This is a genomic window from Noviherbaspirillum sp. (assembly GCF_035627455.1).
In the GTDB taxonomy this organism is placed as follows: domain Bacteria; phylum Pseudomonadota; class Gammaproteobacteria; order Burkholderiales; family Burkholderiaceae_D; genus Noviherbaspirillum.
Genome location: NZ_DASPLS010000092.1, coordinates 1 through 12,972, shown reverse-complemented (window position 1 = coordinate 12,972; position 12,972 = coordinate 1). Strand labels below are relative to the sequence as shown.

Here is a 12,972-nt window from a genome sequence, read left to right as displayed (position 1 = left end):
TTAATCTATTTCGTTTGACGTCAATCAAACGTAGGCTTACGGCGCCGTCGGCCAAGAGGCGACCGATGATTTTTACGAAACTTATTTTTAAAAAATTTTCCTATGAAACCTGCAAAAGAAATTCGTGTTGGCAACATCATCATGGTTGACGGCAAGCCTTTCATCGTACTGCGCTCCGACGTCAACGGTTCCAGCCGCACGGGCTTCACCTACAAGTGGAAGATGAAGAATCTTCTGACCAACGCGCCGATGGAAAACGTGTTCCGCGGCGACGACAAGTTCGACGTCGTCATCCTCGACAAGAAGCCGGTCACCTTCTCGTATTTCGCCGACCCGCTGTATGTGTTCATGGACGAGGAATACAACCAGTACGAAATCGAAGAAGAAAACCTGGGCGATGCGCTGCATTACCTGAAGGACGGCATGGAATGCGAAGCCGTCTTCTACGATGGCAAGGCGATCTCGGTTGAACTGCCGATCACGATCGCGCGCAAGGTGGTGTACACCGAGCCGGCCGTCAAGGGCAACACTTCCGGCAACGTGCTCAAAGATGCGAAGATCGAAAACGTGATCGAAGCCAAATGCTACAACGTCCAGGTGCCGCTGTTCGTGAACCAGGACGACGTCATTGAAATCGACACCCGTACCAACGAATACAAGCGCGTCGTGCGCAACTAAGCCGCGCGAACCTGGAAAAAACGCTGCCTGCAGACCGGCAGCGTTTTTTTTCGCCCGTTGCCGGCCTGACCGGCGCGGACCCGCCACCATGAGCGCCACGCGCACGGCTTTGCAATGGCGCGGGCAGCCGGTATAAACTGCGGAAGGCCGCACGAAGGACGCGGCCGCCAGAATTCGCCAATCAGAGAAAACCGCCGGCACGGCCATCCGTTCGCCGGCGCAGAGGGAGAGCACCGCATGAAGCCTATTCGCAGCCTCGGGATCGCCACGGCATTCGTTTTCCTCGCCGGGTGCTCATCGGTGCGCCTGCCGTTCTTCGATAAGGCACCCGCGGCGGCGCCTGCAGTCGCGCAGCCGGCGGCGCCGGCCGCCCGCAATCCGGCACAGCTGACGCTCAATGACGGCGATGAAGCGATTCCGATTCATACGGTGGCCTTCCGTTCCGGCACCTCATCGGCCACCGTCGAGCGCCTGGCGAAGCGTTTCGGATGTACCGGCACGCAGGGCGCGGGGTTGATCACCGAGAAGGGGCCGTTGGAGGTGTACCGCATGAAATGCGAAAACGGCACCACCTTCATGGCGCAATGCGAATTGCGCCAGTGCCGCCCGATGCGCTGAGGACGACGCCGGCGCTGACCGCGCCGATTGCGCTTACCTGGCCGACCGGATGCGCTCGATACGCTCGGCCGCCGGCGGGTGGCTGGAAAGATACGGCGAGCGGTCGCCGGTTTCTTTTTCCAGAGCTTCGAAGCTCCGTATCAGGGCCGCGGGGCCGATCCCGTTCGCCTTCAGCATTGCCACCGCGTAGTCATCCGCTTCGCGCTCGGCATCGCGCGAATACTTCAGGTCCAGCATGATGGTCGGTATGCTGGCAACCACCGAAGAGACATCGCCGAACAGGACGGTCGCAGCGGCGCCGATCATCGTTCCCTGGATCATGCGCTGCATCAGGTGGCGTTCATGCAGGTGGCCGAGTTCATGCGCCAGGACGGCCATGACCGCATCGTCATCGTTCAGCAGGTCCACGATTTCATCGGTCAGCACGATCTGGCCGGAGGGCAGCGCGAAAGCGTTGGGGCCGATCCTGCTCTTGCGGAAGACGATCTCGTACCCGGGCGCGCCTGGGCGCGGCGTGACCATCGCCTTGAAGCGGGCGGCGAGGGCGTCGCGGCGCGCCGGTGGCATCGCGGAAGGCTCGAGCAGCCGGCGGTCGAGGAAGGCGAGGGTTTCGCCGCCGATCATGCGCTCCGCCTGTTCCGGCAGCGCCCGCGCGGCGAAACCGGCGGCAGCGGGCAGCGCATAGAGGTAGCCGAGGAAGAGCACCGCGGCGGTCAGCGCGAATGCGGCCAGCGCGCCGCGCCAGCTCTGCTGCATCCGTACCACGAACGAATCCTCGTGTCCGGTCGTTGCAAGCAGCCGGTCGAACGCAACCGGATCGAGGATTTCCAGGTAGGCGCCGTCCGGAAAGGTGACAGTGCGCTGCGCGTGCCGCAGCCGTTCCGATACACGCAACTCTGCCAGCGGGCAAGCGCGCTGCACTTCGCCGCTGATGACCGCAACCCGGTCCTGCACTGTGAGGCTGACGGGAAAGCGCCGCGACGACTTGCCGTCGAAATAGAACGCCGGAATGGTCTCGTGCATGGCGCGATCAGAGCGAGAGGTCGACATCGAGCAGGTCCGCCGCGCCTTCTCCGGTTGCGGAAGCCTGCTGCTGCGCGTCCGCCAGGAATGCATCGAGGCTGCCGGACGGAATCAGCGACATCGACTCGATGCGGTACTTCAGGGTACGGACCTGCGCGAATGGTATGAACAGGCCGAGGGTGACGACGATCCCGATCAGGTTGGTGAGCGCGATGAAAATCATCCTGCCGGCGCGCAGGCGGCTTTCGAAACGGTGCTCGCCGAGCCGGGTGTTGTTCCAGATGAGGTTCTGGAGTAGCGTGAAGAACACCGGCAGGAAAGAGAAGATCCAGGCATACAGGACAAGCAGGAACAGGATGAGCGTGCCGACCGCCGCCGGGCCGGCGCCTCTCAGGCCGCCGGCCTCCGCCAGGCCGGCGAGTGCGCCGCCGAAGGCGAGCATGATGGCCAGCATGCCGCCCAGCCCGACCGCAGACGCGACCAGGTAGGCCTTGTAGAAGCGGCCGGGCGCCGCGTGGAAGGAAAAGCTGGTGGCGCCGTAGCGGCTGTGGTCGTGCTGGAACTTCTTGATGCGCTGATGCGTGAACGGGACAAGCAGCAACAGGCTCAGCGCGGACAGGACCGGCAGCACGAGGTACACGAAATACGCCTTTCCCGCGCTGCCGCCGAAGCCGAACCGGATACCGCGGTAGCTGGAGTTGTACAGCTTGAATTGCAGGCTTTTCCAGAGCATCCACGGAATGAGCGCGCCCAGGACAAGCAGCATCGCGAAGCCGGCCGCGTCGGAGACCCGGAAGGCGATGTTATAGGCGCCGAACAGGAGCAGCGCGACGATGCGGCCGCGCAGGATGGCGAGCGGACTGCCGTGGTAGTCGAAACTGCTGCCGGCCAGCCGGGTATTGGCGTAGAAATAGCGGGTGCGGCGCACTTTCGCCCATGCCGAATAAATGCCGAGCGTGACGATCGTCAGGAGCAGGTTGACGATCCAGATGCGGAAATATTCGCTGCCGCTGCCGGTGAAGGTGAAGGCTTCCGGCTGGCCCGGGCCGGCGCGCTGCATGTCCGCGGAGGCGGGCTCGCTTGTGGTCTCCGGCGCTTCGGCGTTCATGATGGGCGTCTCCTGGTTCGGTATTGCTGTTTGTGCAAGGGCGAAGCGTGACTTCTTGTCGCGCGATTGTCAATCACGGCGGCAGCGGAAATGAAAAATGGCACGGTCTTCCGTGCCATTCTCCCTGGTTTATCGTCTGGCGCGCCAGCCGTCAGTCTTCCTTCGCCACCTGCAGGACCAGCTTGCCGAAGTTCTTCCCTTCGAACAGCATCAGGAGCGCCTCCGGAAAATTGTCCAGGCCTTCGACGATATCCTCGCGCGTCTTGAACGAGCCTTCCTTCATCCATGTTGCCATTTCCGCCATGCCGACGTGATAGCGGTCGGCGTAGTCGAAAACCACGATGCCTTCCATGCGCGCGCGGTTGACCAGCAGCGACAGGTAGTTTGCCGGTCCTTTCACCGGCGCGGTGTTGTTGTACTGCGAAATCGCGCCGCAGATGACGATGCGCGCCTTCAGGTTGATGCGGGTGAGGACGTCGTCCAGGATCTCTCCGCCGACGTTGTCGAAATATACATCCACGCCTTTCGGGCAATGCTTCTTCAAGCCGTCGCGCACCGAATCGTTCTTGTAATCGATGCACGCATCGAAGCCGAGTTCGTTGACCACGAAATCGCACTTGTCCTTGCCGCCGGCGATGCCGACCACGCGGCAGCCCTTGTGTCGGGCGACCTGGCCGACGGTCTGGCCGACCGCGCCCGCCGCGCCCGACACCACCACGGTTTCGCCGGCTTTCGGCTGCCCGACCTCGAGCAGGCCGAAATAGGCGGTCATGCCGGGCATGCCGAGCGCGTTCAGGTATTTCGGCAACGGCGCCGCCTTCGGATCGACCTTGTAGAAAGCGGCGCTCTTGTCGTCCGCCGGGCCTGCCCAGTACTCCTGCACGCCAACCACGCCGCTGACATGGTCGCCGACCGAGAATTTCGGCGACTTCGAGGCGATCACCCGGCCGATGCCGCCGGCGCGCATCACCTCGTCAATCGCCACCGGGCGGATGTAGGACTTGCCCTCGTTCATCCAGCCACGCATCGCGGGGTCGAGCGACAGGTACAGCGTCTTTACCAGGATCTCGCCGTCGGCGATCTCGCGTACCGGTTCGGAGGTGAATTTCCAGTCGCTGCGCTTGGGCATGCCGACCGGGCGGGCGGCGAGGCGGATCTGGCGGTTGGTTAGGTTGGCAGTGCTCATGTCGTCTCCTGAATTGGTGGAAGGCGTTCAATATACACCTAAACGAACGACCGTGCTTTTCTCGGAAAGTGTAACAGTTTAAATCCATGGCGGAACTTTCCGTGTGGCACACAGACCAAGTGGGAAGCCGCAACATTGCTGCGGCTCAATGGGTGGGGAGGAGAGAGCGAGTGCTCCTTGTTCCTGCAGCACAACGCTTGTGAAGTGTTGCCTCGTCTACGGCGCGATGGGAATGCTCGAGCGTTTCCATGACCTCGTACACAGTTATTAATTACGCACATACTTTTTGGAGATCTCATGCTTCGTTCCGAAACGCTCTTTGGCAAGCGCGAAACCAATACGCCAAATTCGCCCCTGAACACCGCCAGCGGCATCGTCCCGACCGGCACTTCGGGGATCTCCAAGCCGATGACCACGACCGGCACCACCGGAACGGAAACCCTCCAGACCAGCAGCACCGAAGGCGGCAGCAAATTGATCGTTGGACCGAATATCAAGCTCAAGGGCGTTGAAATCACCGACTGCGACACGCTGGTCGTTGAAGGCCGCGTCGAAGCGACCATCGATTCCCGCGTGATCCAGATCGCTGTCGGCGGCGCATTCAAGGGTTCGGCCGAAGTCGACATCGCCGAGATCCACGGCGAATACGACGGCGAGCTGACCGTGCGCCAGAAGCTGGTGATCTACTCGACCGGCAAGGTCTCGGGCAAGCTGCGCTACGGCAAGCTGGTGGTGGAAGAAGGCGGCCAGATCGCCGGCGAAATCCAGCAGGTCACGGCAAGCACCAACACCAAGAACCTGTCGGTCGCGAAGGTCGGCTAAGACAGTATTCGCGCCCAGGCGACAAGCGGGCAACGGCAGGAAGGCTTTCGCCCGCACCCACAACAGCCCTGGGCTGCCGCTTGCGGCAGTGGAGCGCTCCACGGCGCTCCTGTCACCCGGACATCGCTTTGCGTGTCCGGGTTTTTTGTTTGCGCCGTGCCTGCCGTGCGACAATACCGGTTTTGCCGCAGCATCAGCAACTGACCATCATGACCCACCCGGAATACATCCTCACCCTGTCCTGCCCCGACCACCGCGGCATCGTCCATCGCGTCTCGGGCTTCCTCGCCGAGCATGGTTGCAACATCATCGATTCCGCCCAGTTCGGCGACGCGCAGTCGCAACTGTTCTTCATGCGGGTGCATTTCGCGGCGGAGGATCCGGCAATCGGCGACGCGCAGCTGCGCGCGAATTTCGAGATCGTCGCCAGGGAGCTGGGGATGGACGCGCAGCTGCACGACGCGCACAAGAAGCCGCGCGTGATGCTCATGGTGTCCAAGATCGGCCACTGCCTGAACGATCTGCTGTTCCGCTACAAGAGCGGGCTGTTGCCGGTCGAGATTCCCGCGATCGTGTCCAACCACACCGATTTCTACCAGCTGTCGGCGAGCTACAACATCCCGTTCCATCACCTGCCGCTGGCCGCCGGCGCGCCGCCCGAGGCCAAGCGCGCGCAGGAAGAGCGCATCCTGGAAATCGTCAAGGCCAACGACATCGACCTGGTGGTGCTGGCGCGCTACATGCAGATCCTGTCGCCGCAACTATGCAACGCGCTCAAGGGCCGCGCGATCAACATCCACCACTCCTTCCTGCCCAGCTTCAAGGGCGCCAAGCCCTATTACCAGGCGCATGACCGCGGCGTGAAGCTGATCGGCGCGACCGCCCATTTCGTGACCAGCGACCTCGACGAAGGCCCGATCATCGAGCAGGACGTCGAGCGCGTCGACCATGCAATGGACCCGGACACGCTGACGGCGATCGGGCGCGATGTCGAGTGCGTGGTGCTGGCGCGCGCGGTGAAGTGGTTCGTCGAGCACCGCATTCTGCTGAACGGGCACAAGACGGTGGTGTTCAAGTAAGTCTGCCGATAAAGAACGGTAGGGTGGGTGGGGCAGCCGAGGCTGAGCGAAGCGAAACCCGCCCCGCGGTCTGAACGGGCACAAGACCGTGGAATTCAAGTAAGAAAAAACGCCGCGGTCGACGCGGCGTTTTTCATGGGCGGGTGCGAGCGCGTTTCCTATCCGAGCACGCGCTTCAGCCATGCCCCGATATCGTCGATCTCTTCCGCGCACACCGAGTGCGGCATCGGGTATTCATGCCATTCGACCTCGTAACCCAGCGCCTGCAGGAAGTCGCGCGACATGCGCGCGTAATCGACCGGGATGATCGGGTCGGAGAGGCCATGCGCGAGGAAGACCGGCGTGTCGTGATTGGCGCCGTGGCGTTCCCCCTGCACCGTGCCGTACATCGGCAGGTAGCCGGACAGGCCGAGCAGGCCGGCCAGTTTTTCCGGATGGCGCAGACCGGTCTGCAGCGTCATCGCGCAGCCTTGCGAGAATCCGGCCAGGACGATGCGATCCGAAGGGATGCCGCGCGCCTTTTCGCGCGCGATCAGGTCTTCCACCAGCGCCTGGGACTTGCGCAGGCCGGCTTCATCTTCGCGCTGCGCGAGATCCGTGCCGAGGATGTCGTACCAGGCGCGCATCACATAGCCGCCGTTGACGGTAACCGGCATCGTCGGCGCATGCGGGAACACGAAACGGATGGTCGGGCAGCCGGACAGGTCGAGTTCGCGCACGATGGGCACGAAATCGTTGCCGTCCGCGCCGAGGCCATGCAGCCATATCACGGCTGCAGACGGGTTGGGGCCGGTCTCGATTTCGATGCTGTCCAGCGGATTGCGGGTCATGGGGCGTCTTACTTCTGGCGGATTGCGGATTTCGGGCGGAAGGCCTTGCACACCGCCTCGTTGGTTTCGATATACGGGCCGCCGATCAGGTCGATGCAGTAGGGCACGGCGGCGAAGATGCCGGGCACCAGCTGCCTGCCGTCGGCGTCCTTCAGGCCTTCCAGCGTCTCCTTGATGGAGTTCGGCTGGCCGGGAAGGTTCATGATCAGGGCTGCGTGGTCCGCCGTCTCGCGGATCACCGCGACCTGGCGCGACAGGATCGCGGTCGGCACGAATTTCAGGCTGATCTGGCGCATCTGCTCGCCGAAGCCGGGCATTTCCCTGGTGCCGACGGCCAGGGTCGCCTCCGGTGTCACGTCGCGCCGCGCCGGCCCGGTGCCGCCGGTGGTCAGCACCAGGTCGCAGCCGGCCTCGTCCACCAGCTCGATCAGCGCCTTTTCAATCAATGCGCGCTCGTCCGGGATCAGGCGGGTCTCCATGCGCCAGGGACTGGTCAGCGCGGCGCCGAACCAGTCGCGCAGCGCCGGAATGCCCTGGTCTTCATACACGCCAGCGGAGGCGCGGTCGGAAACCGAGACCAGGCCGATCAGCAATTCGTCGGGATTATTCTTCTTCGGCGTCGTCATGTTGTTCGTCGGCGGGAGGGGCGGATTTGGCCTGCAATTGCTTGAGGACCTGGAAAATCTCGCGGTAAGCCTTGGGCGGCTTGCTTTCCGCCTGCTCGCGGCGGGCGTTGCGGATCAGGGCCCGCAGCTGCTGGATGTCGACTTCCGGATGCTGCGCCTTCAGTTCCGTCAGCGCGCCGTCGTCGGCCAGAAGCTTTTCGCGGCGGCGTTCCAGCGCATGCATCGCGGCGGTTTCCGCCTTCGATGCGCCTTTCCAGCTGTCGATCACTCTCTGGATTGCAGCCACTTCGTCCTCTTCCAGCGTGCGCATCTTCTTGCCCACGTACTGCAGCTGGCGGCGCCGGCCCTCGTGGTCCCGGATCTTCTGGCACTCGAGGATGGCATCGCGCACGTCTTCCGGCATCGGGACCCGCATTACGCGGTCCTTGGGCTGGGAAACGAGTTCTTCGCCCAGTTCCTGCAGCGCGGTCATCTCGCGCTTGAGCTGGGACTTGGAAGGGCGGTCGTACTGCTGTTCGAATTCGCTGGACTGGAAGCCGACGCCGCCGCTTCCCCGGTTGGGATTAACCATGATGAATCAAAGCCATTCTGTAAACGACTGCTATGATAACCCTTTTAGCCACTTTCAAAAAAACAAGCTCATGAGCAACCCCGTATTTACCCACAGCCAGGACCAGTTGAAGCAGATCGCTGAGGATCTGCTGCGTTTCGCAAAAGAAAAGGGCGCATCCGACGCGTCCGTCGAGATCAGCGAAGGCAACGGCCTGGCGGTAACGGTGCGCAAAGGCAAGATCGAGACGATTGAGCAGAACAAGGACAAGGGCATCGGCGTGACCGTCTATCTCGGCGAGCAGGGTCACGTGCGGCGCGGCAATGCGAGCACCTCGGATTTTTCGCAGCAGTCGCTCAGGGATACCGTCGAGGCGGCGTACAACATCGCCCGCTTTACCGCGGAAGACGATTGCGCCGGCCTGCCGGACGAGGACACGCTCGAAATGGCGCCGCCTGACCTGCAACTGTGCTATCCGTGGCTGATTTCGACGGAAGAAGCGGTCGAGATCGCGACGCGCTGCGAAGCCGCCGCATTCGCCGTCGACAAGCGCGTGACCAACAGCGAAGGCGCCAGCGTGTACGCGCAGCAGTCGCATTTCGTGTCCGCCAATTCGCGCGGCTTCATCGGCGGCTATCCGTATTCCCGCCATACGGTGTCGGTCGCACCGATCGCCGGCAAGGGCGCGGGCATGCAGCGCGACGACTGGTATTCGTCCACCCGCGATCCGGACAAGCTGGCGAAACCGGAAGACATCGGCCGCTATGCCGCCGAGCGTGCGCTCGCGCGCCTGAATGCGCGCAAGCTCGACACCCGCAAGTGCCCGGTGCTGTTCGAAGCGCCGCTGGCCGCCGGGCTGCTCGGCGCCTTCGTGCAGGCGGTATCCGGCGGCGCGCTCTACCGGAAATCCACCTTCCTGCTCGATTCGCTCGGCAAGCAGGTGTTTGCGCCGCACATCCGGATCGTCGAGGACCCGCACATCGTAGGCGCCGTCGGATCGGCCCCCTTCGACGAGGAAGGCGTGAAGACCGCACGCCGCGAGGTGGTCGGCGACGGCACGGTGCAGGGCTACTTCCTGTCCACCTATTCCGCGCGCAAGCTGGGCATGAAGACCACCGGCAACGCCGGCGGCTCGCACAACCTGTCGCTGGTGTCGACGCTGACGCAGCCGGAAGACAGCTTCAAGGCGATGCTGAAGAAGCTTGACACCGGCTTGCTGGTGACGGAACTGATGGGGCAGGGCGTGAACTACGTGACCGGCGATTATTCCCGCGGCGCGTCGGGATACTGGGTGGAGAAGGGCGTGATCCAGTACCCGGTGGAAGAGATCACCATCGCCGGCAACATGAAGGACATGTTCCAGCAGATCGTCGCCGTCGGCGCGGACACGCTGATGCGTGGCACCAAGGAAACCGGCTCGATCCTGATCGAAAGCATGACGGTCGCCGGCAGCTGAGATTCCGGTGGCGCGGCTCACATCGTGAGATGTGCGAACGGCGATACCGGTGATTGCTGCGTATTTGCCGCCTGCGGAACAAAAAACAGCCCCGTGAGGGGCTGTTTTCATTGGGGGCATACGCCGGTTCGTTACGCAGTCTTCGTCGATGCCGGCATGTGGGCGTCGGTATGGTCCAGCACTTCTTCCGGATTGCTGGCCTCTTCTTCCGTTTCGTTGTTCAGGTGCTGGTGCATCTGCGCCACGTCCAGGTCGCCGGTCCACTTGCCGACCACCACGGTGGCAACGCCGTTGCCGATCAGGTTGGTCAGCGCGCGGGCTTCCGACATGAAGCGGTCGATGCCGAGGATCAGTGCCAGGCCGGCAACCGGTACGCCGCCGACTGCGGACAGCGTTGCCGCGAGCACAATGAAGCCGCTGCCGGTGATGCCGGCCGCTCCCTTCGAGGTCAGGAGCAGCACGGCGAGCAGGGTCAGCTGCTGCGTCAGGGACATCGGGGTGTCAGTCGCCTGGGCGATGAATACCGCCGCCATCGTCAGGTAGATCGAGGTGCCGTCGAGGTTGAACGAGTAGCCGGTCGGGATCACCAGGCCGACGACGGACTTTTTCACGCCGAGGTTTTCCATCTTTGCCATCATGCGCGGCAGCACCGATTCCGAGGAGGAAGTGCCGAGCACGATGAACAGTTCTTCCTTGATGTACTTGATGAACTTCCAGATCGAGAAGCCGTGGATCAGGGCGATCAGGCCGAGCACGACGAAGATGAACACCAGGCAGGTCAGGTAGAAGGTGGCCATCAGCTTGCCCAGCGACAGCAGCGAAGCGACGCCGTACTTGCCGATGGTGAAGGACATCGCACCGAATGCGCCGATCGGGGCGACCTTCATGATGATGCCGACGATGCCGAACAGTACATGCGAGGACTTTTCAATGAAATCGAACACTAGCGTGCCGCGGCCGCCGAACTTGTGCAGCGCGAAGCCGAACAGCACGGAGAACAGCAGGACCTGCAGGATATCGCCCTTGGCGAATGCGTCGATCGCGCTGCTCGGGATGACGTTGAGCAGGAAGTCGGTGGTCGACTGCATTTTGCCCGGCGCGGTGTAGGCCGCGATGCTCTTGGTGTCGAGCGTGCTGGGGTCGACGTGCATGCCGACGCCGGGTTGCACGACGTTCACGATGATCAGGCCGATCACGAGGGCGATGGTGCTGACGACCTCGAAGTAGATCAGGGCCATGCCGCCGGTCTTGCCGACCTGTTTCATGTCTTCCATGCCGGCGATGCCGATGACCACGGTGCAGAAGATGATCGGTGCAATGATCATCTTGATGAGCTTGATGAACGCATCGCCCAGCGGCTTCATGTCCGCGCCGAGCGACGGATAGAAATGCCCGAGCAGGATGCCGATCACGATGGCCGTGAGCACCTGCACGTAGAGCGATTTGTAGATCGGTTTCTTTTCCATGTTGCTTCTCCCTGATGATGAGCTGTTGCCGCGCCGGGGACCGGAACCGGGCCCGCGAGCCGCGCGCGGAAACGACGCGCGGCGGGCAAATACGTAAAGGCGCAGGAACGCCGAGTGCGGCATTGTGGGTGGACGCGTCTGGGGCAACAATTGTGGACATCCACAGAGTCGGGAGTGGCGCGGAGTTTCGGTTTTGTTGATCTCCGGTATTGCTTATTCCGCGAAAGGCGTCTAGCGAAACCTGCAGGAAATCGTGCTGCCGCGACAGAATGCCGGAACGAATCTCTGACAACATGTCTCGAATGCCTCATGCGTCAGTGGAATCCCGACAGGTGCTGCGGCCAGCTTGTCCTAAGTAGTACTACTTAAGCGGTCCTACCAGAGTCGTTTTTCCGGCGTTGCCTCGCGCAACGCCGTCCTCCTAGAATCAGGATGCACTTTCCATAATTCTTCATCCAATCACAGGAGACCGAATGAAACGTCGTTCGTTTTTAAGAAATGCGGCGGCCGGAACAGCGGCCGGCGCGGTGGCGGCCCCGGCACTTGCGCAGTCACTGCCCACGATTAACTGGCGCCTCGCGTCCAGCTTTCCGAAATCGCTCGATACGATCTATGGCGCGGCCGAAGTGTTAAGCAAGCGCGTGTCCCAGCTCACCGGCGGCAGATTCAATATCCGGGTCTTCGCCGGCGGCGAAATCGTTCCGGCGCTGCAAGTCATGGATGCGGTGCAGAACGGCACGGTCGAGATGGGCCACACCGCGTCCTATTACTACTTCGGCAAGGACCCGACCTTCGCTTTCGACGGCGTCGTGCCGTTCGGCCTCAACTCCCGCCAGCAGACCGCATGGTGGGACCAGGGGGGTGGGCGTGACCTGACGCGAGAGTTCTATCGCGATTACGGCATCATCAATTTCATGGGCGGCAATACCGGTACCCAGATGGGCGGCTGGTTCCGCAAGGAAGTCAAGACGGTGCAGGACCTGAACGGCCTGAAGATGCGCATCGGCGGCTTCGCCGGCCGCGTGATGCAGCGCCTGGGTCTGGTGCCGCAGCAGATCGCCGGCGGCGACATCTATCCGGCGCTGGAAAAAGGCACCATCGACGCGGCGGAATGGATCGGCCCGTATGACGACGAAAAGCTCGGCTTCTTCAAGGTCGCCCCCTTCTATTACACCCCGGGTTGGTGGGAAGCCGGCCTGCAGGTGTCGTTCTACGTCGGCATCAAGGAATGGGAGAAGCTGCCCAAGGAGTACCAGTATGCGATCGAGGCGGCGTCCTACGAGGCGCATGTGGTGATGCAGGCCGAGTATGACGCGAAGAATCCGCCAGCGCTGGCGCGCCTGCTGAAGAACGGCGTCAAGCTGCGTCAGTTCTCGCGCGAGATCATGGATGCCTGCTCGAAGGCGGCGAACGAGGTGATGGACGAGGAAGCGTCGAAAAATCCGAAGTTCAGGAAGATCTACGACCCGTGGAAGCGCTTCCGCCAGGACCAGAACCAGTGGTTCTCGGTGGCCGAGCTGCCGTTGCAGA

The 12,972-nt window shown here is 62.5% G+C and carries 13 protein-coding genes; 6 read left to right on the top strand and 7 right to left on the bottom strand.

Annotated features, from left to right (window positions below; genetic code table 11):
- The first annotated feature begins 102 nt into the window (after positions 1–102).
- Together VEC01_RS17615 and VEC01_RS17610 are read left to right on the top strand one after the other, a co-directional pair.
- Positions 103–678: an elongation factor P gene (locus tag VEC01_RS17615; protein ID WP_324902216.1), complete on the top strand. Its 576-nt coding sequence runs from the start codon at positions 103–105 to the stop codon at positions 676–678.
- A 237-nt stretch (positions 679–915) separates the two neighbouring features.
- Positions 916–1,296 (top strand): hypothetical protein, encoded by a 381-nt coding sequence (locus tag VEC01_RS17610; protein WP_324902215.1) that lies wholly within the window; start codon positions 916–918, stop codon positions 1,294–1,296.
- A gap of 33 nt (positions 1,297–1,329) precedes the next feature.
- Here VEC01_RS17610 and VEC01_RS17605 read toward each other — a convergent pair whose 3' ends face one another.
- The 3 genes from VEC01_RS17605 to VEC01_RS17595 all read right to left on the bottom strand — a co-directional run bounded on the left by VEC01_RS17605 (position 1,330) and on the right by VEC01_RS17595 (position 4,613).
- Positions 1,330–2,319, bottom strand: a complete 990-nt coding sequence (locus VEC01_RS17605; protein ID WP_324902214.1) for a M48 family metallopeptidase — start codon at positions 2,317–2,319, stop codon at positions 1,330–1,332.
- Positions 2,320–2,326: 7 nt separating this feature from the next.
- On the bottom strand, positions 2,327–3,427 hold the full coding sequence (locus VEC01_RS17600) for a YjgN family protein (RefSeq protein WP_324902213.1): 1,101 nt from the start codon (positions 3,425–3,427) through the stop codon (positions 2,327–2,329).
- 151 nt (positions 3,428–3,578) lie between these two features.
- Positions 3,579–4,613: an NADP-dependent oxidoreductase gene (locus VEC01_RS17595; protein WP_324902212.1), complete on the bottom strand. Its 1,035-nt coding sequence runs from the start codon at positions 4,611–4,613 to the stop codon at positions 3,579–3,581.
- 297 nt (positions 4,614–4,910) lie between these two features.
- Between VEC01_RS17595 and VEC01_RS17590 the strand changes: the two genes are divergently transcribed.
- Complete coding sequence (locus VEC01_RS17590; RefSeq protein WP_324902211.1) at positions 4,911–5,435, top strand: polymer-forming cytoskeletal protein; 525 nt, start codon at positions 4,911–4,913, stop codon at positions 5,433–5,435.
- Between the two features lie 209 nt (positions 5,436–5,644).
- A complete protein-coding gene (purU, locus tag VEC01_RS17585) occupies positions 5,645–6,514 on the top strand; it encodes a formyltetrahydrofolate deformylase (RefSeq protein WP_324902210.1) in 870 nt (289 codons plus the stop codon).
- Positions 6,515–6,672: 158 nt separating this feature from the next.
- Here the strand turns inward: purU and VEC01_RS17580 are convergent, their stop codons facing one another.
- From VEC01_RS17580 to yjgA, 3 genes are read right to left on the bottom strand one after another with little or no spacing between them, the layout of a single operon-like run.
- Entirely contained in the window at positions 6,673–7,344 is a 672-nt protein-coding gene (locus VEC01_RS17580) for an alpha/beta hydrolase (RefSeq protein WP_324902209.1), read from the bottom strand.
- Between the two features lie 8 nt (positions 7,345–7,352).
- On the bottom strand, positions 7,353–7,970 hold the full coding sequence (gene mog / locus VEC01_RS17575; protein WP_324902208.1) for a molybdopterin adenylyltransferase: 618 nt from the start codon (positions 7,968–7,970) through the stop codon (positions 7,353–7,355).
- On the bottom strand, positions 7,948–8,541 hold the full coding sequence (gene yjgA, locus VEC01_RS17570; protein WP_324902207.1) for a ribosome biogenesis factor YjgA: 594 nt from the start codon (positions 8,539–8,541) through the stop codon (positions 7,948–7,950). The genes mog and yjgA overlap by 23 nt, the downstream gene beginning before the upstream one ends.
- 70 nt (positions 8,542–8,611) lie before the next feature.
- On the opposite strand from yjgA, the gene pmbA reads away from it, so the two are divergent.
- Entirely contained in the window at positions 8,612–9,976 is a 1,365-nt protein-coding gene (gene pmbA, locus VEC01_RS17565) for a metalloprotease PmbA (protein ID WP_324902206.1), read from the top strand.
- Positions 9,977–10,107: 131 nt separating this feature from the next.
- On the opposite strand, the gene VEC01_RS17560 is transcribed toward pmbA, so the two are convergent.
- Positions 10,108–11,442 carry a dicarboxylate/amino acid:cation symporter gene (locus VEC01_RS17560; RefSeq protein ID WP_324902205.1) on the bottom strand — a complete coding sequence of 445 codons (1,335 nt, stop codon included), beginning with the start codon at positions 11,440–11,442 and terminating at the stop codon, positions 10,108–10,110.
- A 473-nt stretch (positions 11,443–11,915) separates the two neighbouring features.
- On the opposite strand from VEC01_RS17560, the gene VEC01_RS17555 reads away from it, so the two are divergent.
- Positions 11,916–12,972: TRAP transporter substrate-binding protein (locus VEC01_RS17555; RefSeq protein WP_324902204.1), on the top strand; the 1,057-nt coding region annotated here is incomplete at its 3' end.